19 protein-coding genes are annotated in these 21,803 nt (G+C 62.1%); 9 read left to right on the forward strand and 10 right to left on the reverse strand.

All coding sequences use genetic code 11. From position 1 onward, the window contains the following. Positions 1–45 precede the first annotated feature (45 nt). The 4 genes from PQQ95_RS26675 (at position 46) to PQQ95_RS26690 (ending at position 3,625) form a co-directional block, all read left to right on the forward strand. Positions 46–1,119, forward strand: a complete 1,074-nt coding sequence (locus PQQ95_RS26675; protein WP_408442720.1) for an ABC transporter ATP-binding protein — start codon at positions 46–48, stop codon at positions 1,117–1,119. Between the two features lie 152 nt (positions 1,120–1,271). Continuing rightward, a complete protein-coding gene (locus PQQ95_RS26680) occupies positions 1,272–2,096 on the forward strand; it encodes a transporter substrate-binding domain-containing protein (protein ID WP_408442722.1) in 825 nt (274 codons plus the stop codon). Positions 2,097–2,213: 117 nt separating this feature from the next. After that, positions 2,214–2,966: an amino acid ABC transporter permease gene (locus PQQ95_RS26685; RefSeq protein WP_408442724.1), complete on the forward strand. Its 753-nt coding sequence runs from the start codon at positions 2,214–2,216 to the stop codon at positions 2,964–2,966. Positions 2,967–2,968: 2 nt separating this feature from the next. Then, positions 2,969–3,625, forward strand: coding sequence for an amino acid ABC transporter permease (locus PQQ95_RS26690; RefSeq protein WP_054036418.1), 657 nt, complete (start codon positions 2,969–2,971; stop codon positions 3,623–3,625). A gap of 134 nt (positions 3,626–3,759) precedes the next feature. Here PQQ95_RS26690 and PQQ95_RS26695 read toward each other — a convergent pair whose 3' ends face one another. From PQQ95_RS26695 to PQQ95_RS26705, 3 genes are read right to left on the reverse strand one after another with little or no spacing between them, the layout of a single operon-like run. After that, positions 3,760–5,040 carry a c-type cytochrome gene (locus tag PQQ95_RS26695; protein ID WP_408442727.1) on the reverse strand — a complete coding sequence of 427 codons (1,281 nt, stop codon included), beginning with the start codon at positions 5,038–5,040 and terminating at the stop codon, positions 3,760–3,762. A gap of 12 nt (positions 5,041–5,052) precedes the next feature. Then, on the reverse strand, positions 5,053–7,287 hold the full coding sequence (locus PQQ95_RS26700; RefSeq protein ID WP_408442730.1) for a xanthine dehydrogenase family protein molybdopterin-binding subunit: 2,235 nt from the start codon (positions 7,285–7,287) through the stop codon (positions 5,053–5,055). Between the two features lies 1 nt (position 7,288). Next, positions 7,289–7,744 (reverse strand): (2Fe-2S)-binding protein, encoded by a 456-nt coding sequence (locus PQQ95_RS26705; protein WP_408442733.1) that lies wholly within the window; start codon positions 7,742–7,744, stop codon positions 7,289–7,291. 331 nt (positions 7,745–8,075) lie between these two features. On the opposite strand from PQQ95_RS26705, the gene PQQ95_RS26710 reads away from it, so the two are divergent. Next, positions 8,076–8,474: a hypothetical protein gene (locus tag PQQ95_RS26710; RefSeq protein WP_408442735.1), complete on the forward strand. Its 399-nt coding sequence runs from the start codon at positions 8,076–8,078 to the stop codon at positions 8,472–8,474. A gap of 653 nt (positions 8,475–9,127) precedes the next feature. Here PQQ95_RS26710 and PQQ95_RS26715 read toward each other — a convergent pair. From PQQ95_RS26715 to PQQ95_RS26740, 6 genes are all read right to left on the reverse strand, one after another. Further along, a complete protein-coding gene (locus PQQ95_RS26715; protein WP_408442813.1) occupies positions 9,128–10,087 on the reverse strand; it encodes a peptidoglycan DD-metalloendopeptidase family protein in 960 nt (319 codons plus the stop codon). 522 nt (positions 10,088–10,609) lie between these two features. Continuing rightward, positions 10,610–11,026, reverse strand: coding sequence for a hypothetical protein (locus PQQ95_RS26720; protein ID WP_408442737.1), 417 nt, complete (start codon positions 11,024–11,026; stop codon positions 10,610–10,612). A gap of 313 nt (positions 11,027–11,339) precedes the next feature. Continuing rightward, the gene (locus PQQ95_RS26725) at positions 11,340–12,668 is read right to left on the reverse strand and encodes a c-type cytochrome (protein ID WP_408442815.1); all 1,329 of its coding nucleotides are present in this window, start codon (positions 12,666–12,668) and stop codon (positions 11,340–11,342) included. After that, entirely contained in the window at positions 12,668–13,429 is a 762-nt protein-coding gene (locus tag PQQ95_RS26730) for a (2Fe-2S)-binding protein (protein WP_408442739.1), read from the reverse strand. The genes PQQ95_RS26725 and PQQ95_RS26730 overlap by 1 nt, the downstream gene beginning before the upstream one ends. Next, positions 13,426–16,254 carry a xanthine dehydrogenase family protein molybdopterin-binding subunit gene (locus PQQ95_RS26735; protein ID WP_408442740.1) on the reverse strand — a complete coding sequence of 943 codons (2,829 nt, stop codon included), beginning with the start codon at positions 16,252–16,254 and terminating at the stop codon, positions 13,426–13,428. The genes PQQ95_RS26730 and PQQ95_RS26735 overlap by 4 nt, the downstream gene beginning before the upstream one ends. A gap of 477 nt (positions 16,255–16,731) precedes the next feature. Further along, positions 16,732–17,487 (reverse strand): DeoR/GlpR family DNA-binding transcription regulator, encoded by a 756-nt coding sequence (locus PQQ95_RS26740; RefSeq protein ID WP_408442743.1) that lies wholly within the window; start codon positions 17,485–17,487, stop codon positions 16,732–16,734. A 123-nt stretch (positions 17,488–17,610) separates the two neighbouring features. Between PQQ95_RS26740 and PQQ95_RS26745 the strand changes: the two genes are divergently transcribed. The 3 genes from PQQ95_RS26745 to PQQ95_RS26755 all read left to right on the forward strand — a co-directional run bounded on the left by PQQ95_RS26745 (position 17,611) and on the right by PQQ95_RS26755 (position 18,864). Further along, positions 17,611–18,198 carry an NUDIX domain-containing protein gene (locus PQQ95_RS26745; RefSeq protein ID WP_408442744.1) on the forward strand — a complete coding sequence of 196 codons (588 nt, stop codon included), beginning with the start codon at positions 17,611–17,613 and terminating at the stop codon, positions 18,196–18,198. Positions 18,199–18,380: 182 nt separating this feature from the next. Continuing rightward, positions 18,381–18,506, forward strand: a complete 126-nt coding sequence (locus PQQ95_RS26750; RefSeq protein WP_408442746.1) for a hypothetical protein — start codon at positions 18,381–18,383, stop codon at positions 18,504–18,506. Positions 18,507–18,564: 58 nt separating this feature from the next. Further along, entirely contained in the window at positions 18,565–18,864 is a 300-nt protein-coding gene (locus PQQ95_RS26755; protein ID WP_408442748.1) for a hypothetical protein, read from the forward strand. 89 nt (positions 18,865–18,953) lie between these two features. Here the strand turns inward: PQQ95_RS26755 and PQQ95_RS26760 are convergent, their stop codons facing one another. Continuing rightward, on the reverse strand, positions 18,954–20,126 hold the full coding sequence (locus PQQ95_RS26760; RefSeq protein ID WP_408442751.1) for a porin: 1,173 nt from the start codon (positions 20,124–20,126) through the stop codon (positions 18,954–18,956). A gap of 563 nt (positions 20,127–20,689) precedes the next feature. Here PQQ95_RS26760 and PQQ95_RS26765 point away from each other — a divergent pair. Then, complete coding sequence (locus tag PQQ95_RS26765) at positions 20,690–21,799, forward strand: OpgC domain-containing protein (RefSeq protein WP_408442754.1); 1,110 nt, start codon at positions 20,690–20,692, stop codon at positions 21,797–21,799. Positions 21,800–21,803 lie beyond the last annotated feature (4 nt).

The raw sequence follows: 21,803 nt of genomic DNA on the forward strand, positions 1-21,803 counted from the left end.
GCTCTCGATTCGCGCTGCGCTGATGCCTTTTTGCTGGAGCATTCGATGACCCATCTGACCTTGCAGGCCGTGACCAAGCGCTTCAATGCGGCCTATGCCGTCGACAGCGTCGATCTGAGCGTGCCCGACGGCAAGCTGGTGTGCTTTCTCGGGCCGTCCGGCTGCGGCAAGACCACGCTGCTGCGGATGATCGCCGGGCTGGAAACGCCGAGCGCAGGCAGTATCAATTTTGCCGGCCGCGACATCACGCATCTGCCGGCGAATCAGCGCGACTTCGGCATGGTGTTCCAGTCGCTCGCGCTGTTTCCACATATGACGGTGGCGCAGAACGTCGCGTATCCGCTCAAGCTGCGCAAGACCGCGAAAGAGGCGCAAGCGCGCCGAGTGACTGAATTGCTGGAGCTGATCCAGTTGCCGCACATGGCGAACCGGCCGGTCACGCAACTCTCCGGCGGCCAGCGGCAACGCGTGGCAATTGCGCGCGCGATCGCCTCGCAACCGAAACTGCTGCTGCTCGACGAACCGCTCTCCGCGCTCGACGCCAAGCTGCGCGAAGCGATGCAGGTCGAAATCCGCCTGCTGCAACAGCGTCTCGGCATCACGACGATCATGGTCACGCACGACCAGCGCGAAGCGATGACAATGGCCGACGAAATCGTCGTGATGGAGAAAGGCCGGATTGCACAGGTGGGCAAGCCGCTCGATATTTATCGTGATCCGGTCAGCGAATTCGTCGCCGACTTCATCGGGCTCGGCAACATTCTGCCGGTTACTTACGACGGCGCGGGTAGCGTCAATCTGCCGGGCGGCCGGCGTATCGCGGTCGCGCAACCGGCGCGGATGCCGGAGTCCAACAGCGATATCCGTCTGCTGATCCGGCCGGAGGACGTCTGCGTCAAAACCGCGTCCGGCGATGCCGGGCAGAACCGGCTCGCGGGCACGGTGACTTTTATCCGCGACGTGGGGGCGTCGCTCGAAGCCACGATCGATTGCGCCGGTTTCACGCTGACGGCCGCGACCACGCCGCGCGAAACGCCGGGGCTGACGCTCGGCATGCCGGTATTCGCGGAATTGCCGCCGCACGCGTGCAAACTGATCGCCGCCCGCGCAGCGCATTGAAACGTGTCACTGAAGAACGCCACCGGGGCACGCCACTGAAAAACACACTGAGGTGCGCCGTTAAAGTACGCCACCGAGCTACGCTACCGAAGCACGCCGCCGAAGCGTTCACCGAAACCCATTCCAATACCGAGTTTTCGACAGGAAAGACCATGAATCAGCCCCAAGTTGCTCAATCGAACGCACGCCGCGTCGTCGCCACCCTGGCCGCGACACTCGCCTTCACCGGCCTCGGCGCGCTGTGCGCGTTTTCGTCTGCTGCGCATGCCGATGCGCTCGACAACATCGCCAAGTCCGGCACGGTGCGGATCGGCGTATTCGAGGACTACCCGCCGTTCGGCTCGATTGGCCCGGACATGAAGCCGATGGGCTACGACATCGACGTCGCCAATCTGATCGGCAAGGCGCTGAACGCGAAGGTCGAACTCGTCCAGGTAACCGGCGACAACCGCATGGCCTATCTCGCCGACCACAAGGCTGACATGCTGCTTTCAGTCGGCCAGACGCCGGAACGCGAAAAGGTGATCGACTTCTCGCAGCCCTACGCCCCCTACTACCTCGCCGTCTTCGGCCCGAAAACGCTGACCGTGAAGGGCGCCGCCGACCTCGCCGGCAAGTCGATTTCGGTTGCGCGCGGCACGCTGGAAGACCTGAGCGTGACAAAAATCGCCCCGCCCAGCGCGACCATCAAAAGGTTCGACGATCCTAACGGCGCAATTTCGGCGTTTCTTTCTGGTCAGGTACAGTTGATGGTAGTCGGCAACGACGTCGGCGCAACCATTCTTGCGCGTCATCCGGCGAACGATCCCGAGCAGAAGTTCTCGCTGTTCAGCTCGCCGGACCATGTCGGTTTGAACAAGAACGAGCCGCGTCTGAAGCAGAAAGTCGACGAAACGATTGCCAAGGCCCGCAAGGACGGCACCATGAACGCCATTTCGCAGAAGTGGCTGCGTGCGCCGCTGCCGGCCGACCTCTGAACTTTTTTTGCGCGGACTGGCCGAGCCGGTCCCCAAGGGGCGTTCCTCCGGGCACCTCCAAGGGGACTTCCTGCGGGCGTCCGCGCCGGAGTTTGACCTCACGATGAGCGCCACGCCATGACCTATGCGTTCGATTTCAGCGGCTTCGGCCTCTATGCGGGGTTGCTCGCGCGCGGCGTCGCCGTCACGCTAGGGCTGACCGCCGTGTCCACCTTGCTCGGCGGCCTGGTCGGCATTGGCGGCGCGAGCATCGCGGTGGCCGGGCCGAAGTGGGCACGCTGGGTGATCGCGGCTTACGTCGAATTGATCCGCAATACGCCCTTCATCGTGCAACTGTTCTTCATCTTCTTCGGCTTGCCGAGCCTCGGCATTCATATCGACGAGGTGCAGGCCGCCATTCTCGCGATGACCGTCAATCTCGGCGCGTACGCGATTGAAATCGTGCGCGCCGGTATCGACTCGATTTCGCGCGGCCAGGTGCAGGCGGCGCAAGCACTCGGCCTGCACGGACGGCAGGTGTTTCGTTACGTCGTGCTGCCGCAGGCAATCGCCAATGTGTTTCCCGCGTTGCTGAGCCAGGTGCTGATCGTGATGCTCGGGTCGGCGGTGGTCTCGCAGATCTCCGTGCCCGATCTGACCTATGCGGCCAACTTCATCCAGTCGCGCAATTTCCGCTCGTTCGAGAGCTACCTGATCATCACCGCGACGTATCTGGCGTTGTCGATCGTGTTGCGGCAACTCATGAACCGGCTCGGCCGCGGCCTCTTCGCGGGCCGCGTGGCGCGCGGCGGCGGCAGCGACAGTGCGCCGCGTAACTGGCGCACCCGCCTGATGTGGCGCGCCGCCCGCACTCTGCCGACGGAGCGTTGATCATGGTCGAATTCACGCTGTGGGACATCGCCCGCAATCTGTTGCTCGCCGCCCGCTGGACGGTGCTGTTGTCGCTGATCGCGTTCGTTGGCGGCGGCATTGTCGGGCTGATCCTGCTCGCCATGCGCGTATCGCCGTTGCCGTGGCTGCGGCGGATCGTTGTGGTGTATGTGGAAGTGTTTCAGGGCACGCCGTTGCTGATGCAGTTGTTTCTGGCATTCTTCGGCCTGCCGTTGCTGGGTGTCGACGTCTCGCCGTGGGTGGCGGCAGCCGTCACGCTGACGCTTTATACCAGCGCGTATCTGGTGGATATCTGGCGGGGTTGCGTAGAGGCCGTGCCGCGTGGCCAGTGGGCCGCGGGGGCGAGTCTCGGCATGACGTTCAGCCAGCAACTGCGCTACATCATCTGGCCGCAGGCGCTGAAAATCGCCGTGGCGCCGACGGTCGGCTTCCTCGTGCAGGTGGTGAAGAGCACCGCGCTCGCGTCGATCATCGGCTTCACGGAATTGACCAAGACCGGCACGATGATTACGAACGCCGCATTCCGCCCGTTTCCGATCTACGGCATGGTCGCGATGATTTACTTCGCGATGTGTTTCCCGTTGACGTGGTATGCGCGGGTGCTGGAGAAGCGGCAAAAGGTTGGGCAGCACCGGTGACTTGCTCGCGGCTGTTCCCGGCGGCACTGAACGCCTCCCAAAACGCCTGGCGGCGCTCACACGCATTCGTAAAAAAAACGGCAACCGGTGAATGAAACGGTTGCCGTTTTTTATTGCCACAGACAGCGATTTGACTACTTCGCCGCCTGCGTCGACTTGCGTAACTTCGCTACATCAGCCGCAGCGACTGCCGACCCACCGTTATTCCACCCGCTTCGCACGAAAGTCAGCACATCGGCGATCTGCTGGTCATTGAGCACCGGCGCGTACTTCGGCATCGGATACGGCGCGGGAATACCGCCAATGACCAGATCCTCCGTACCGTTCAACGTGACGTTGATCAGCGACGACGGATCCTTCTCCAGCACGTTCGGATTCCCGGCCAGTGGTGCGAGCATCGGCGCAAAACCACGTCCATCGACACCATGACAGTGCATGCAATACGCCGTATAAACTCGCGCACCGGCATCGTTCGCGGGACGGTTCAGCGAAACCTTCGTCGCTTGCGGGTCGTACGTATAGGGCTGCGCACCGTTGCCGCCCGCCGGCGGTAACGACTTCAGGTACGTGGACATCGCGGCGATGTCGGCATCGTTCATGCCCTGCGTGCTGTTGTTGATCACGCTGGTCATCGAACCGAATGCCGATGCATGGCGATTGGCGCCGGTCTTCAGGAACGCCTGCAGATCCTGATCGTTCCAGCGGCCCAGGCCGACGTTGTGCTCACCGGTCAGGTTGGCCGCGAACCAGCCGTCGAGCAGGCCGCCGGTCAGGAACGCGCTGCCGCTTTCATCCAGCGCCTTCTCCTGGAACGCGATGCCGCGCGGCGTGTGGCACGAGCCGCAGTGTCCCAGCCCCTGGATCAGATACGCACCTCGATTCCACGCGATATCCTTGCCCGGTTTGTCCTGATAGACACCCTTCTCCAGGAAGACCATGTTCCAGAACTTCAACGGCCAGCGCATGTTCAACGGCCACTGGATGTCCGGCTCGCGGTTCGCCTGCTGCACCGGCGCAACGCCGCTCATGAAGTACGCGTACAGCGCTTTCATGTCGTCGTCGTTGACCTTCGCATAGGACGGATACGGCATCGCCGGATACAGGTTATGGCCGTCTTTCGCAACGCCTTCACGCATCGCTTTCGCAAAGTCCTCCTCCGTGTAATTGCCGATGCCGGTTTGCTGATCCGGCGTGATGTTGGTGGTGTAGATCTGGCCCATCGGCGTGGTCATCGGCAGGCCGCCCGCGAACGGTTTGCCCTTTGGCGCCGTATGGCAGGCAACGCAATCGCCGACCTTCGCCAGATAGGCGCCGCGCTGCACCAGCGCCTGATCCGCCGCGTGTACCGGCGCTTGCGTCAGAAACGGCAACGCCACGCACAGCGCCGCACCAAAACCCTTGAGTGTGTTGTTCATGTCGGGCTCCCGTCACGCGGTTTGCAGTTGGCTGCCGACCGGCAATTGCCGCAGCCGCTTGCCGGTGGCCGCGTAAATCGCGTTCGTCAGCGCCGGCGCGAGCGCCGCCGTGCCAGGCTCGCCGATGCCGCCGGGCGCCTCGCTGCTCTTCACGATATGCACCTCGATAGGCGGCGTTTGATCGATCCGCAGCATCCGGTAATCGGTGAAATTGTTCTGCTCCACGCGGCCGTCCTTGATCGTGATCTCGCTATAGAGCGCCGCCGTGATGCCGAAGATGATGCCGCCCTGCACCTGCGCTTCGATCGTGTTCGGATTCACGACCATCCCGCAATCGACTGCGCACACCACCCGCTTCACGGCCACCTCGCCCTGATCGACTGCTACGTCGACCACCATCGAAAAGAAGCTGCCGAACGCGTGCATCACCGACACGCCGCGCCCTTGCCCCTTGGGCACCGCACTGCCCCAGTTCGCCGCCTGCGTGGCGGTATTGAGCACATTCAGCGCGCGCGGCGTTTTGCCCAGCAGATCCTGGCGGTATTTCACCGGATCGACTTTCGCCTGCGCGGCGAGTTCGTCGATGAAACTCTCGACCACGAAGGTGCCGCGCGTTGGCCCCACGCCGCGCCAGAAGGCGGTGGGAACAGCATGCGGTTCCTGGCGCACATAGTCGACCAGTTGATTCGGCAGGTCATACGGCAGGTCGGCAGCCACTTCCACGGCATCGGGGTCGAGCCCGTGCTGGAAAGCAGGCGGGGCAAAACGCGCCATCACCGACGAGCCGGCAATCCGGTGCTGCCACGCGATCGGCTTGCCGTTCGCGTCGAGGCCCGCCGAGATCCTGTCGTAGTAGTACGGCCGGTACATGTCGTGCTGGATGTCTTCTTCGCGCGTCCACAGCACCTTCACCGGCGTCGCGACCTGCTTGCCGATCTTGACCGCCTGCGTGACCATGTCGAATTCGAGCCGCCGGCCGAAGCCGCCGCCAATCAGATGGTTGTGCACGACGATCTTGTCAGCCGGCAAACCCGTGACCGCAACCGCGGCATCCACCACCCGCGTCGGCACCTGCGAGCCGAGCCAGACATCGCAACCGTCGGGCCGCACGTGCACCGTGCAGTTGATCGGCTCCATCGTGGCGTGCGCGAGGAACGGCTGCTGATACACGGCGTCGACGCGGGTCTTCGCGTTTGAAAACGCGTTGTTCACGTCGCCGTCTTTACGCGCCACCGCACCATTGCGCTGCGACGCACTGGCGAGATCGTCGACGATCTGTTTCATGCCGATCTTCGCGCCCGCGCCTTCGTTCCATTTGATATCGAGCGCCTGCACACCGCGTTTGGCGGCCCACGTGTGATCGCCGATCACGGCAACCGCGTTATCGAGCTTGACGACCTGGCGCACGCCGGGAATCTTCTTCGCGTTGGTATCGTCGACGCTCGCGAGCGTGCCGCCAAACACCGGGCAATTCGCGATCGCCGCGTAGACCATGTCGGGCACACGCACGTCCAGTCCGAACATCGCCGTGCCGTCGACCTTTTCGGGCGAATCGAGGCGCCGGGCCGGCGTGCCGATCAGCTTGAAATCCTTCGGGTCTTTCAACTTGACGTTCTGCGGCGCGGGCAATCCGGCGGCAGCGTTCACCAACTGACCGTAGCCGACGCTGCGATTGCTCGCCGCGTGAATCACCTGCCCGGCCTGCGCATGACAGCTTGCCGGATCGACCTGCCATTGCTGCGCGGCGGCGCTGATAAGCAGCACGCGGGCGGTGGCGCCCGCCTTGCGCATCGGCTCCCACGCATAGCGGATCGACGTCGAACCGCCGGTGAGCTGGCCGCCTAGCAGCGGGTCCATGAAGAGTTTTTCGTTCGGCGGCGCATGGTCGAGGATGACCGAGTCGAGCGGCACTTCGAGCTCTTCGGCGATCAGCATCGGAATCGACGTGTAGATCCCCTGGCCCATTTCGACCTTGGGAATCACCAGCGTGACTTTGCCTGCCGTGTCGATCTGGATGAAGGCGTTCGGTGCGAACACGCCGCTTTGCGGCGCTTCATTGCCGTCGCCGCCAATCACGGATTTGCCGGCCTTCTGGTCCTGACTGACGGCCGGCATGCTGAAGCCGAGCAGCAAGCCGCCGCCGGTTGCCGCGCCTATCGTGACGCCGAATTTAAGGAACGTGCGGCGCGAGATGCCGCCCTTTGACGGCTGCGTGCCGTTTTGCGCATCGAGCAATCCCTGGGACATGTCAGGCTCCCTTCGCGGCTTGCTTGATCGCCGCGCGGATGCGGTTGTATGTCCCACAGCGGCAGATATTGCCGGCCATGGCGGCGTCGATATCCGCATCGGTCGGATCGGGATTGCTCGCGATCAGCGAGGCCGCCGACATCACCTGCCCTGACTGACAGTAGCCGCATTGCACGACGTCAAGCTGACGCCATGCCTGCTGCACCTTCTGCCCGGCCGGCGTGCTGCCGACCGCTTCGATGGTGGTGATTTTCCTGTCGCCGACAGCCGCCGCCGGCAGCACGCACGAACGCACCGCCACGCCGTCGAGATGCACGGTGCATGCGCCGCATTGAGCAATACCGCAACCGAACTTGGTGCCGGTCAAACCGACGAGGTCGCGTAAGACCCACAACAGGGGCATGTCGGGGGGTGCGTCGACAGTATGGGTCTGGCCGTTGATGTTGAACGTTGTCATGGGCGGCTCCGGGTGGGGTTTATTGTTGATGCGCAGCGCGAGTGCGCTGGAAGAGACCCGCAAATTGTAGTCGTGGATGAAGAAGTTCGCCGGTACGCGGACATGTCCGCAGGCGTAGCCAGCCAGCGGAAAAGACCTCGCTGCCATCGTCACTGGACGCGAAATCAGATTCGAATCAATGCGTTACCATTGCGGCATTGGCTTGATCCGCCCCGCTTTGCGTACGCGCATCAATCTTATTGATGCATCTTCGAGCGATTTTGTTAGCATGGATCTGACTTGACCCGATCGCCCGGCCTGATCCGGCATGATTATCCGAAGGAGCGGCACGATGAACGACCAGCAATGCATTCAATTCCTCTCGGAAATTCGCAGACCGCTGCTGGCGCTGCATAAGTCGATTCTCGATCACGAGCGCGCGGTGTACGAAAAGGAATTCGGCCCGGTGACGCCCGCGGCCTTCCTGCAAGTGCTCATCAACGGCTCGGCGTTCCGCTGGCTCACGCCGCTCTCCACGGTCATCGCCAACGTCGACGAGATTCTCGACGACAAGGAAGCGGAGGCCGCCGATCGGCTCGCCGCCGCCCAGGCCATCACCGGCCTCTTTTCTCCCGACCAGCCCGACAACGCGTTCCTGCCGCGCTACTTGCCACTTCTGCAAGCCGATCCGGCGATCCTGCATCACCACGGCCAGGTTTCGCAATTGCTGCGCGGTATTGAAGCGAAGTAGCCGGGGGCTACGTTACTTCGGTTGAGCTTTGTTGAGGTTCGGTGGAGTTCAGCTGGGCTTCCATTGGGCTTCGTTGCGGTTCCACGAACGTCGTCGCTCGGGTTGAATGCAGCGGCATGGCGTTCAGCGTGGGTTGTGCTTTCGGCTCCCGAATTTGCTCACCGTTGCCGGGCGCGCATTCTGGTCGTTTACGTGTCGTCGGGTCGAGGTCGCGTTGAGGACTGAATCGACGCGTCCTCGACGATTACCAGGCTTTCCGAATCCAGCCAATACAACCACACCTTATTTCAAGGTGATTTATGCTCGTTTCGTAATAGTGTGCGCTGGCTGCGCCGCTCATCGATCGATCCAGCAACGCCGTGAGTCGCGATCTCTTGAATTTGCCTGGCTTTGCTGAATAAAACAAAGGTGAGCTTTTGCGGGAGGTTCTCGGTGGAGGCTGCGAAAAGCCGGTCAGCGTGCTTCGGCGCACCCTGCCAAGGTATGCGGACTTTCTCGCGACACTCGGGAGTGTCGCTTAGCGTGCAGTCCCGTTAGCCGATCTGGCCAATATCGGGTCCGGTCGCATGAACGTGACAAGGCAGCGATCTCGTCAAATGATTGAACGGGATCGCCGCCTGTTCAGACGTCGCGAAAAAAACGCCGGCTAATGTCTAGCCGCGGCCTTGCGGCAAATACGGCATCGGATCGATCGGCTTGCCGTCGCGGCGCAACTCGAAGCCCACGGAAACGCGCGAGTTGTTTTCATCGCCCATCTCGGCAATCTGTTGACCTTGCCGCACGGTGTCGCCGATTTTGACCAGCAGCTTGCGGTTATGCGAGTACGCGGTCAGAAAGTCCTTGTTGTGCTGGACGATAATCAGACTGCCATAGCTATTCAGACCGGTGCCGGCGTACATCACCTTGCCGTCGGCCGCAGCCCGCACGGGATCGCCCGCCTTGCCGCCGATTTCGATACCGCGCGTCTCGCCCGGCTGGAAAGCTTCGACTACACGGCCACCCGCAGGCCACGCCAGCGACACACCATTCGCATGCCGGGAAGTCTGCTGTGCGACTTCACGCGCCTCGGCGGCGCTGAGTGCGGGCGAGGATGGGGCGGACTGCGCCATTGCCTGCGACGTGGTTGCCGCCGACGCCTGCTGCGCTGCCAGCGGAGTAGCGGACGCGGATGCCGCCGCGGCCTTTGTAGCGGCGTTGGCCGCATTGACTGCCCGCACCGTCTCCGGCGAGGCGACGTGCAGCACCTGCCCCGGCTTCAGGCGCGAGGAAGATTTGAGACCGTTCCACGCCTGCAACTGCCTGACACTGCAATGATGATGCTGCGCGACGCGAGCCAACGTATCGCCACGCTTGACGCGATACACCAAAGGCGGCGCCTTTTTTAGCGGCGTGCCGTCGTCAGCGACTGGCAGAACCGATGTGCCTGCGACCGCATTGGAAGCCGGCGTCGTGGCCGCCCCCGGCACAGCGGACGCGGCAGTTGTACCCGATGCGCCCACTGCCGCGCCGGTCTGCGCGCCCTGTTGCCCCACATTCGCACAACCGCTGACGGCCAGCGCGACCCACACGCCGGCCAGACTGGCCATCATCGTTCTGTCGAAACGCTTTCCCACCATGTTCGACTCCTGCTTTTTATTGGCGGGATGAGTGATGCCTGGTCGCGTGCGATATGCGCATTCTTACGAAGCGCCGCTTTTCTTCGCGACACAGCGAGGCCGCCTCGTGCGACGCTCACCCATGCCCTGCCGTCCAACCCGATCCCTTCCGCGCTGCCTGTGCCTGACACCTGATGCCTAATGCTCGATAACAGGCGATCTTCCGCGAAAAGGGCCAGATTGCCGATTAAAATTCACGCGGAATTGTAAAGTGCGTTTTGCAAAAAACGGCTTGCCACACACAATCTGATACAAACCTTACTTGCGGGTGTTGCGGACACGGTTGTGTGTGCAACCAGTCTGGCGCAAAAAAACCGTAAACGGCTGCGCCGCCGGAGAACCGGACGATAACGTTTGCTTTAACGGCAAAACGCCGCCAAAACTTGAATCGCCGGGCGCCGCAGCGCTGAGCGTAGAGGGAAAAATACGTTGGTGAGCGGACGGGCCTCTGCCCATTCCGCTCGATAAGACAGCAGCCGACTAGCTGTAAGTGTGGCCTTGATACTTCACGTAGCCGACCGGATGATGCGTGAAGTGCAGCACGGGTAGAACGGGGTTGTTGTTATCGGCGGTTGGATAGGCGCTGGCCTCGGAGATGTATTCGCCTTGCACTTCGATCGGTTGCCCCACCTGCAGTCCGGGGATTGGCTGCGCGAGCCCTTCGCTGTCGCCGAAGCGCACGGCCACGAATACTTCCGTGCCGACGAGATTCTGCGTGCCGCCCTCGAACTTCACGACCGTGTCGATCTTGATGACGAATTGCTGATGATCGGCGGTATGGTGAAATTCCGGGCTGAGGAACACCTTGCTGACCGTGGCTTGCACGCAGGCAGGCGGCGCATTCAGAGAATGGGGAGAACTATGATGAGGAAGAGTTTGCGTCGCGAGATTATTCATGAAATCTCCGTGAAGGGAATCCGATTGGTCTACGGCGAAACGTAGGCCGCGCCGCCAGGCGGCAACGGCGCGATACTGTTTGAGCAGACCGGTGCGTGCGAGTTCATTGCGCGCCATTCACAGCAGGCACGATGACCCAGCCTTCACAAGCGCAAATCGTCAGCGTCCCTCTCGCCCATCTCGCGCGCGACTGGCACCTGACGATATTCCGCCTCGCCGCCCGCGCATAAAAAAACCGGTGCCCTGGAGGGCACCGGCTCTTCCTTACCTCACACTTGACGCCAGACTTGCAGCGCCCAGCGCGTGACACGCTTTAACGCAGTGCCTTCACCGCGTCGGCCGTCACGTCGGCAGATTGGCCGCCGTACGTCGCGCGCAGATAATTCGCGAGCTGCGCGAGTTCCGTGTCGCTGAGTTGCGTTGCGAATCCCGGCATGTCCTGCATCCGCTCGAGGCCCGGAAAATCCTGCGCACCAATGCCGTCGAGCATCGCCACGATCAGGTTGTGCGCATCGCTTTGACGCACCGTCGAGTTGGCATGCATCGGCACCGCGACGTGCGGCTTGCCCTCACCGCCAGGACCGTGACAGCCGGCACACACCGCGAGATACACATTGCGCCCCGCCTCGAGTTGCGCGGCATCGGCGGAAATCGACTGCAACGGTTGCGGCGCCGGCGCCGGGTCGCCGAGCAGATACGTCGACATCGCGCGCAGATCGTCATGGGTCAGGTACTGCGTGCTCAGATGCACGACCGGATACATCTCGCCGAACGCCGAACCTTGCGGCGCAATGCCGGTAGCGAAGAACGTCTGCAGGTCAGCGGCCGTCCAGCCACGCGCCGCCAACCCATGCGGCGTGATGTCCGGCGCGGCGATCCGGCCGAGCGCCGCGCCCGTCAGCGGCTTCGCGCCATCGAGCTGGCCGAACTTGCCGCGCGGGGTGTGGCATTCGGCGCAATGGCCAAGCGCGTTCACCAGATAGCGTCCGCGATTCCAGTCCGCGGAGGCCGCGAAGGACGTTCCCTTGGGGGACGTTCCATTGGAAGGCGCTCCGGAGGAAGTTCCGTTGGGAGACGGCGCTTTCGATGCGTCCGGCAATGTGTCCGTCAGGAACATCCAGTCCCAGAAGCGCACGCCAAACCGCATGTTGAACGGAAACGACAGTTCGGGTTCATGGTTCGCTACCGCTGCCGGTTTCTGCGCCATCAGATACGCGTAGATGGCATCGCTATCCGCGCGCGACAGCTGACGGTAGGACGTGTACGGCATGGCGGGGTACAGCTGTTTGGTCGGCGTGACGCCGTCGTGCAGCGCCTTGTAGAGGTCGTCCGCACTCCAGTCGCCGATGCCGTGATCCTTGTCCGGCGTGATGTTGGTGCCGTAGAAGGTGCCGAACGGCGAAGCCAGCTTCACGCCGCCGGCGAACGGCGCGCCATCCGCCGTGGTGTGGCAGGCGGCGCAGTCGGCGGCTTTGACGAGGTAGCGGCCGCGCGCGAGCGGATCGGCCGCGGTGGATTGCGGGCCCGCTGCGGCGGCGGCCTGCATCGCGGCAGCGGAGTCGTCGTGTTGGCCGCAGGCACTGAGCAAAGCAGCCGTACCGAGCAGCAGCAGCGCGCGATACACATTCATCGAGCGGCGCATCATGCGGCGCCTCCCACGAGTGCTTGCTTCGGGGCGTCCTTTACGAGGCCGGGCGTGGTCATCACGACTTCTTTCACGGCTTCGTAGTAGCGCACGTAGCCCGTGCAACGGCAGATATGGTCGTTCAGCGCTTCGGTGATGGTTTGCTCGACTTTGTCTTTGGCAATCGGCTGACGCTTCAGACGTTCGATCAGCACGGTCGCCGCATTGACGAACCCGGGCGTGCAGTAGCCGCACTGAAAACTGAAATGTTCGAGAAACTTCTGCTGGATCGGCGACAGTTCGACGACCTCGCCTGCTTCGTTGCGCTTCGCATGACCTTCGATCGTGCGGATGGTTTTGCCGTGGAAAAAGTTCGCCCCCGTGATGCAGGTACGCACTTCTTCGCTGGTGCCATCCGGCTTGTCGACGATCACGACGCACGCGTGGCAGATGCCCTGGCCGCAACCGAGGCGCGAACCGGTCAGATGCAGATACTCATGCAGGAAGTCGATCATCATCAGACCGGCAGGCACGTCGGTCGGGCCGACGATCTCGCCGTTCACCTTGACCGACACCGGCAGCGTGCGGAAATGCGTCAACGGGCGCTCGACCACGGTTGCCGGCGAGGCGCTGGCGGCGACGCCCGAGGCGCCTGAAGCACCTGAAGCACCTGAAGCACCCGAAGCACCCGAAGCACCCGAAGCCGAAGCGCCAGAAACAATACCCGAGGCAAATGTAGCGCTCGCAGCATTAGCGGAAGTTTGTGTAGGGGCCGTCATGCGAGCACCTCCTGAATACGTTGCGGGGTGACCGGCAGGTCGGTAAAGCGATGTCCGATCGCGTGCGCGATACCGTTCACAATGGCGCCGACCACCGGAATCATCACCACTTCGGCGATGCCCTTCGGCGGATCGGTTTCGGTGAGCGGCGGCAGCACTTCGCCGGTCTGGGTCCAGACGGCGACATCGGTCGCGCGCGGCAAATGGTAGCGATTGAAGTTCCACGTACCGTTGCCGGGACCGTCTTCATAAAGCGGCAAATACTCGTGCAATGCATGGCCGATACCCATCGCAAGGCCGCCTTGCAGCTGGCCCGACACGAGTTGCGGCGAAAGCTGATTGCCACACTCCATGATCGAGTGATGGGCGAGCAGGTCCACCTTGCCGCTCGCTTCATGCACCGACAACTCGACCAACGTACCGACCGCGCTGTAGTACGTCACGGCCGCGTTGTTGCGCTGAACCGGCGGAAAAAACACGCGCTGACGGTCAAGCACGCGGTAACGGTTCGGCGTGGTTTGCAGCTTCTTTTTATCGGCCGAAGCGCTGTCGCCATAGCGCAGCGCAAGCCCGTCGAGCGGCAGACGCTCGACATTGCCGTCGATCTCGAAGTCCGACTCGGTCCATTGCCAGCGATTGAACACGTGCACCGTCGCGCCGGTGACCAGACCCAACTCGTGAGCCTTCTTCGCGAGCTGTTCGAACGGCAGCGCCTCGAGCCCCGCTGCGGACAGCCTGCCGTCGACCCAGCGTGCGTCTTCCATGCGCACCACGAGTGGCGCGGCTTGACCACCACCGGCACCCTGGCTCCAGATCGCCATCGCCGCCGGCCACAAGCCGTGCGTGAAGACGACGCGTGCCGCTTCACGCGTGCTATGCGTGAAGTAAAACGCCGAATTCGTCGCGCTCGACGGCGACGCATAACCCGGCGACCAGCGCGGATTCGCGGCCAGCTTGTCCTGGTCCGCTTGCGACATCATGTACGGATCGCCGCTCGTGACGACCGGCAGATCGGGCCAATCGGTGATCGCGACGTGCACGTCGGTGGCCGGCTTGCCAAGCCACTTCGCAACCGCGATCGCCTGCGAGGTCGACATGCCGGTGCCAATTTCGGCCGCCGTGTGTTGCAAGCCGATCTTGCCGTCGGCGCTGAACTCCACCTTCGCGAACGAGGTCTCCGCACCCGTGCCAAAGTCCTTCTGCACACACGCAAAACCCACGCCATAGCGCTTGCCCGGATGCGCAGCTTCGAACTCGGCCTTACGTTTCGCGCGATTCACCCACAGCGGATGAACTTTCGCCTTCTGCAGCACGTCGTCGACGCGAATCGCGCCGGCGGGCACCGCGCCCTGAGTGTTTTTCATGCCCGAACGCAGCGCGTTTTTCAGGCGGAAGTCGATCGGGTCGACATTCAGTTGCGCGGCGATCTCGTCGACCATCATCTCGGTCGCGGCCATGCTTTGCAGCGTGCCGTAGCCGCGCGCCGAACCGGCGTCGATCGCCCGCGAGGCGATCGCCACCGCCGAAAGATCGTTCTTCGGGAAGTAGTAAATCGATTGCGCGGCGGTCGCGCCAACCATCGCCACCGACGGCGAAAAATTGCAGCGCCCGCCGCCGTCCGCTTCCATCGCCGCCTTGAACGATTGCAACAGACCGGTGTTTTTATCGACGGCGATCCGGTAGTGCATCTTGAACGCATGGCGTTTCAACGACGTCTGGAACTGCTCGTAGCGATCGTTCGCAAGACGCACCGGGCGGCCGTCCGCGTACATCGCGCAAACCAGGCCATAGAACGGCACGTTGAAGTGATCCTTCGAACCGTAGCCCACCGTGTAGCACGGGTGAATGAACAGGTTCTTCACCGGGAACGCGCACTTCGCGACCATGCCGGCCGCGCTGTCGGCGACTTCGGACGGCGCCTGGGTCGGCACGACCATGTGCAGCGATTGTGTCGCCGCGTCGTACCAGCAGTTGGCGTTGTCGGGTTCGAGCGCGGCCGTGTCGATCGACTGCGTGTTGTATTCGCGCTCCACCACGAGCCAGTCCGCCGACGGATGATCCAGCTCCTGCTGGATCTGTCCGGCATGGAACATGCCCTGCTCGTCGAGCTTGCCGTGTTCGACGCCGTCCGGCCAGACCGGCTGGTGCTTGCGCATCATGCTCGGGAACACCGGTGCGTCTTTCAGGCTGGAGAAGATATCGTCGTCATACGGCGTCTTGCCGCCGACTCGCACGAAGCGGAACGTGCCCCACGGATCGCGCTCGAGCGGCCCGGTTGGCGCGCCATAATGGATGATCTGATCCTGGAACTTGAGCTTGTCTTTCGCGAAGCGGAAGCGTGCGAAGTCGTGATAGATCAGGATCGCGACCGCCTGGCCGAGATACGCGGGCGTCTTGCCCGGCGGCAGCAGCATGTCGTCACCGTAGAAGGCCGGGAAGATCAAGCCGTCGCGAGCCAGATCGGCCGCCGTGACCACGCGGTCAGGCTTCAGTTCGTCGCCGAGCAGCGTCAGGTCGAAGCCTTCATAGCTGCGGTCGGCTTGCGTCGTGCGCAGGATCAATGCGTGCGACTGCTGCTGCGGCCAGTGCGGCATGTCGGCGGCGCGGATGTCGCGCGCGAACACTTTCGAGCCGGTCACTTTGGCGATCCCGTCGATACGGAATTTCGCCTGACCGTTGCTCGCGTCCCACTGAACGGGTGTCAGAATTTTGTCTTCGAACAACGCAGCAAATGCGCGGCTACCCATCGGCGCGATATACACCGACACACCCGCCAACACGCTGGCCTTCAGAAAACTACGACGCGAAAGGTCGAGTTTCCCCATGGACTTCTCCTTTAGTGAACACAGCGGCAACTCGCGAGCAGTGACGATCGTGGAAAACCTCACGTCCCGCGCGAGACCGCACGCGCGTTCGCGCACGGCGAACCGGCGCTGGACGGCGATAACCACGAGGGAGGTGTTCGAACCGCGGGCGCTTGCTTGAGCCCGGGCGTACCGGCGGCATGCGGTAGCCATCGCTTCGGCTGCCGCAGTCGATCTGATTTACCTTGAACTACCGTGAGTTGCCCATTTTCCCTGCCCTACTGAGAGCAAGGGCGGGGATTATCTCGCTGATTCGCCATAGGGTGCGTCAATTTTTGTCCACTATCTCGGAAATAACGAATCAGGTATGAATCGTTATGGTGGCGAGTTTATAGCGCTTTTTAAGCTATTTCGCGAGTTGGTAATGGTGGTTATTTTTCGCAAACGCACTGATTCTGTCTGCCGTGATCAATACTTTTAAATCGCGAGCGAATTCGACTAGGCGCGCAAAATCGCCATGCCCAATGCCTCGAACGGCGCGGTCAGCACCGCTGGCGTGTTCCGCTCGACGACGATCGTGCTGGCCGCCGACACGTCCGCAATCTTGTATGCCGACGCCGCATTGAGTTTTTCCGCCGACGCCAGCACCACCGTTTCCGCCGCGTGATCCACGAGCGCGCGCTTCACGTAGGCCTCCTCCATGTCGCCGGTGCTCAGCCCCGCTTGCGGATGCACGCCGGTCACGCCCATGAAATAGAAGTCGGCGCGAATGTGGCTAAGGGCTTCGATGGCCGCGGCGCCCACGTTGACCATCGAATGCCGGAATAGACGGCCGCCGATCATGATGACCTCCAGCTCCGCGTGTTCCGCCAATTCGACGGCGATGCTCGGGCTGTGCGTGACAATCGTCGCCCGCAGGTCGCGCGGCAGGTGACGCGCCAGTTGCACGGCCGTCGTACCGCCGTCGACAAACGCAATTTGCCCGCGCCCGATCATGGCCGCCGCCGCCCGGCCGATCGCCGCTTTCGACGCCGATTCGATGTGCTCGCGCCCGGCCAAATCCACCGCAGCCGGCGACGCCGGCAATGCGCCGCCATGCACCCGCTGAAGCTGCCCCTCGGCGGCGAGTTCGCGCAGGTCGCGGCGAATCGTGTCCTCCGACACGTCGAACTCGACGCTCAAGGTCCTCGCGATTACCTGGCCGTTACGCCTGAGCGCTTCAAGAATCATCTGTTTTCTTTGCGATGTGAGCACGGTGGCTGTCCTGGAAGCATTTGGGCAAACTGCACGAAATTTCTTGTTTTTGCACGATATTGCACGATACCATGAATTGCATGCGGTGCAGACCGTGTTTCCCAACAGGACAGGATACGAGCCATGAACGAAATCGCCGGGCGGGTGCGGATTGTCGACGTGAAAGTGCTATCGGACGACTGGTATGTGCTGAAGAAAACCACCTTCGATTACCAGCGTGCGGACGGCAGTTGGCAACGCCAGAGCCGCGAGACCTACGATCGCGGCAACGGCGCAACGCTGCTGTTGTACGACGCGCGCCGCCGCACGGTGGTGCTGACGCGGCAATTCCGTCTGCCGGCGTTCGTCAACGGGCATCACGGCATGCTGATCGAGACGCCCGCAGGCCTGCTGGAGGCGGCCTCCCCAGAGGAACGCATCCGCGCCGAAGTCGAAGAAGAAACCGGTTACCGCGTGTATGAAGTGCGCAAGGTATTCGAAGCCTTCATGAGCCCCGGTTCGGTGACGGAAAAGCTGCACTTTTTCGTCGCCGAATACGATGCGGTGGCAAAGGTCGGCGCGGGCGGCGGCATTGCCGACGAAGGCGAAGATATCGAGGTGCTGGAACTGCCGGTGGACGAAGCGCTGGCGATGGTCGAGCACGGCGAGATCGTCGACGGAAAAACCATCATGTTGTTGCAGTACGCCAAGCTGAATCTGTTCGGCGCGTAAGTTTCGACTCGCGGGCCGTCCGGCGCGTCTGACTGTGGTGGCGGGCATGGGCGCTTGCTTATGCGAAATGTGGCGAGCGCCCTGCTGCCACTACGGCTGTTCTGTCCGACTGTTCTGTCAGCGGCGCAGCCACAAGCTACGCATTTCGGACTGGTCCTACTCGACATTAGGAATAAGACGATATGTTGAAGAACATCAAGAAAATATCCTTACGTATCCCCGTTGAAACCTGCCTCGCTGTCAAAGCAGCACTGGTCTTTGAGCGGGACAACTATTTCCGTCAATTTATTTTTACTTCGTCCGCCTGATAAAGCCGGCGAATGATTTGAGGTTTCTGTGGACTCTCTTAATTCAGCAAACAGATTCATGGGTGGTTTCTTTTTCGGCGCCTTGATCGCTGCAGTCATCATGGTGGGGCTGTGCAACGCGGGCGAATTTTCGCCGTTTATCGCGAAGCTGCATGCTTTAGAACAGGTCATCCTGACCGCGCTTATTTCCATCGTTATCGTCGATGCAAAGCCCTTGGCCTATAAGACCGTCTGGCGCGAACGCCGCTGCAGCTTCGTACTCGACGAAGATCTGAGCGCCACCCTTCGCGGCAGAACTTTCGGCATTCCGGCCGGCGTCGTGGTCGGGATTCTGATTCAGAATTACGTGATGAACTGATTCCCCGTCATTTGGGAAAAGCAATATCCATCACGCCTTTAACTCGCTGTCATCGTTCAATACGCGACCGGTACGCCTTGCCACGCGCCCTAGAACTTATGCCGTATCGCCGCGCGCACCACGACCTGTTTCGACGTCGATGACGGCGACTGGGTGCCGGGCGTGAAGGCATCGTCCAGAATCGAATAGGTGGCGTCGCCGGTTACCTGCTGATACTCGCCCTGAATGTACACATCGGTGCGTTTAGACAGGTTGTAGTCCGCCATCAGACCGAACGAATGAATCTTCGGCTTCACCCCGCCGCTCGAAGCGTCGTAGGTTTCCATCGTGTACACGTACTGCGCGCCGACGAACAGCATCGGCGAAATCTGATACTTGCCATTCACCTCGAAGTTCTGATACTTCAGCGAGTTCAACAACACGCCCGGCGGCACGAGCGGCGTCACGCCGAGATAGCCGTTGCCGGTTGGATCCAGGTAGTTCGAGTTGGTGTACACGAAACCGGCCGTGGCCGGGCCGAAGGTATACGTGATACCGCCGCCGAACACGCGCATGCGGGCGGCGATGAAGCTCGCGTCGTTCGCGGTGATCGCGCCGTTTGAACCGTTGCCGGGGTTGTCGGCCTGCAGATACGCCGCGGCCACCAGCAGTCCGCCATAGCTGTACTGCCCGCCGAAACTGTACGCGCGATTGTTGGCGAAGCCCGTGTCGTTACTAAAGCTGTAGACGCCGCCAAACTGGAAGCCCGAGAGCGATGGGCTGGTGTACTTGACGCTGTTGTCGAGACGAAATGAGTTATCGGTGTTGTCGTTGTCGTACGGATGCGAGAACAGCGAACCGGCCCAGTTACCGTTGGCCGTAGTGGGCGCCAGAAAGTCGACCACCGAGTCGTACTGACGGCCGAACGTCAAGGTACCGTATGGCTCCGAACTCAAGCCGACGAACGCCTGGCGGCCGAACATCCGGCCGCCCTGATTGAGCCTGCCGGAGCTGACGTCGAAGCCGTTTTCCAGCTGGAAGATCGCTTTCAGGCCACCGCCCAGTTCCTCGGCGCCTTTCAAGCCCCAGCGGCTGCCTTGCGCATCGCCGCTCGCGAGTTCATAGACATGGCCGCGGCCGACATTGTTGGTGTAGTTAATGCCTTCGTCGAGTACGCCGTACAGCGTCACACTCGTCTGGGCAAAGGCAGGCAGGGAGAAAATCGCTAACGAAGTGGCGGACAAAGCAGTGGAGACAGCCAGCGCGAACACTTGCTTGTTCATGAAGATCTCCCTGAGCTCGAGTAATAGGACAACTCGATCCGACCGCTTTCTTTTTGGCGCTTCTCGAGGCGTTTATCGACCCCGGCGCGCTTTGAAGAAATCCTCACACGCCGTTACGTCGCCGTCCATCGGGTGTCGCGCGCATAGCTCAAAACGTTGCGAAATCTCCACTGCTTAAGGCTGCCCCTTTTTTCGCGACGCTTATTCAGGTAAACGGCGCGGCGCAGCCCGGACTTAAGCCGGTTGCCGTATTGACCGCTCCGGGCCTGCGCGTCTCGCAGCGGCTTTGTCATGGAAGGAAATATAATCGAAAGCTTTTGCGGCGCTGCAGCGGAACTCTGCGTCTTCAAAAGGGTCATTTTTACTGGTCTCTGCAGGCGCGCCTCGCGTGGCCGCTTCAAGCAGCGACGCGGATGGACGGCCTCGTGAATGGCCGCCCCGCGGATCAAGCATCCGCCAGCGTTCCGCCGCCGCAACATCTAACCCAATTTCCAACGCTTTGTGAGACGCCTGCCGCGCTGAACTGGCGCGCCGTCGCACTGAGCTGTTTTTGGCACCACACAATGCAAAAGTCGCAATCCCGCTTGCTCGAGCTTGATTTTTTTCGCGGACTGGTCCTTCTCATCATCGTTGTCGACCACATCGGCGGCAGCATTCTGTCGCGCGTGACGCTGCACGCCTATGCGCTGTGCGATGCGGCTGAAGTCTTCGTGTTCCTCGGCGGCTTCGCCACTGCGACGGCCTACGCGGCGCTCGCCGAACGGCGTAACGAGGCGACCGCGCGCAGCCGTTTCCTGCGCCGCTCGCTCGAGATCTATCGCGCGTTCCTCATCACGGCCGGCTTGATGCTGCTGGTCAGCGCGGTGCTGACCGCCTTCAGTATCGACGGCCCGAATCTCACCACCACCGATCTCGATGATCTGATGGCCACGCCCGTGGCCGCCCTGCGCGACATCCTGCTGTTCCGCCGTCAGCCGTATCTCGCTTCCGTGTTGCCGATGTACGCGTTCTTCGCGCTGCTGGTGCCCATGATTTTGCCGCTCGCGCGCAGCAAGCCGTGGCTGCTGCTGGCTGGCAGCGTCGCGCTGTGGGCAGGCGCACCGGCAATCGACGCCTACCTGCCTGCCGCGCCGGACATGCACTGGGATTTCAACCCGTTTGCCTGGCAGTTGCTGTTCGTGCTGGGCGTGCTGGCACGTTGCCAGCCGGTTTATCAGCGGATCAGCGCCCACCGTCTCGGCTGGCTGGTAAGCGTGCTGGCCTTCGCCGTGGTCGTTGCCGCGGCCTACTACAAGCTCTTTATTGAACGCGAGCCGCTCGATGCCAGCTTCAAGCAAAATCTCTCCTATCTGCGCGCGGTCAATTTTCTTGCGATTGCCTGGCTTGTCGCGAACCTGATCCAGCTGGGCTGGGCAAGGAAACTCGCTCAATGGATGCCGTGGGTCGGCATGATCGGCCGCAAAGGGTTGCTGTGTTTTATCGCGGGCGCCGTAATTTCGCTGGTTGTCGATTCTGTGCTGTACGCCGCGACCGACGGCTATCTGAACTATCCCCTCGGGCTGGTCGCGGATGCGTGTGCGGTGGGCGCGCTGTTCGCCGTCGCCAGGGCATCGGAGCCGCTCAAGCGCTTCATGACGCACGTCTGGAGCTTGCGTCTCAGAACGTCGCATTGAGTGG

The organism is Paraburkholderia caffeinilytica, from assembly GCF_046030355.1.
In the GTDB taxonomy this organism is placed as follows: domain Bacteria; phylum Pseudomonadota; class Gammaproteobacteria; order Burkholderiales; family Burkholderiaceae; genus Paraburkholderia; species Paraburkholderia caffeinilytica_B.

Excerpts from the sequence above, each read along its gene's own strand:
- PQQ95_RS26755 (WP_408442748.1), top strand. The coding sequence starts at position 18,565 with ATGGGTGGTTTCTTTTTCGGCGCCTTGATCGCTGCAGTCATCATGGTG.
- PQQ95_RS26725 (WP_408442815.1), bottom strand. The coding sequence starts at position 12,668 with ATGCGCCGCTCGATGAATGTGTATCGCGCGCTGCTGCTGCTCGGTACG.
- PQQ95_RS26720 (WP_408442737.1), bottom strand. The coding sequence starts at position 11,026 with ATGAATAATCTCGCGACGCAAACTCTTCCTCATCATAGTTCTCCCCAT.
- PQQ95_RS26680 (WP_408442722.1), top strand. The coding sequence starts at position 1,272 with ATGAATCAGCCCCAAGTTGCTCAATCGAACGCACGCCGCGTCGTCGCC.
- PQQ95_RS26705 (WP_408442733.1), bottom strand. The coding sequence starts at position 7,744 with ATGACAACGTTCAACATCAACGGCCAGACCCATACTGTCGACGCACCC.
- PQQ95_RS26695 (WP_408442727.1), bottom strand. The coding sequence starts at position 5,040 with ATGAACAACACACTCAAGGGTTTTGGTGCGGCGCTGTGCGTGGCGTTG.
- PQQ95_RS26700 (WP_408442730.1), bottom strand. The coding sequence starts at position 7,287 with ATGTCCCAGGGATTGCTCGATGCGCAAAACGGCACGCAGCCGTCAAAG.
- PQQ95_RS26735 (WP_408442740.1), bottom strand. The coding sequence starts at position 16,254 with ATGGGGAAACTCGACCTTTCGCGTCGTAGTTTTCTGAAGGCCAGCGTG.
- PQQ95_RS26685 (WP_408442724.1), top strand. The coding sequence starts at position 2,214 with ATGACCTATGCGTTCGATTTCAGCGGCTTCGGCCTCTATGCGGGGTTG.
- PQQ95_RS26730 (WP_408442739.1), bottom strand. The coding sequence starts at position 13,429 with ATGACGGCCCCTACACAAACTTCCGCTAATGCTGCGAGCGCTACATTT.
- PQQ95_RS26750 (WP_408442746.1), top strand. The coding sequence starts at position 18,381 with ATGTTGAAGAACATCAAGAAAATATCCTTACGTATCCCCGTTGAAACC.
- PQQ95_RS26760 (WP_408442751.1), bottom strand. The coding sequence starts at position 20,126 with ATGAACAAGCAAGTGTTCGCGCTGGCTGTCTCCACTGCTTTGTCCGCC.
- PQQ95_RS26690 (WP_054036418.1), top strand. The coding sequence starts at position 2,969 with ATGGTCGAATTCACGCTGTGGGACATCGCCCGCAATCTGTTGCTCGCC.
- PQQ95_RS26675 (WP_408442720.1), top strand. The coding sequence starts at position 46 with ATGACCCATCTGACCTTGCAGGCCGTGACCAAGCGCTTCAATGCGGCC.
- PQQ95_RS26710 (WP_408442735.1), top strand. The coding sequence starts at position 8,076 with ATGAACGACCAGCAATGCATTCAATTCCTCTCGGAAATTCGCAGACCG.
- PQQ95_RS26765 (WP_408442754.1), top strand. The coding sequence starts at position 20,690 with ATGCAAAAGTCGCAATCCCGCTTGCTCGAGCTTGATTTTTTTCGCGGA.
- PQQ95_RS26745 (WP_408442744.1), top strand. The coding sequence starts at position 17,611 with ATGAACGAAATCGCCGGGCGGGTGCGGATTGTCGACGTGAAAGTGCTA.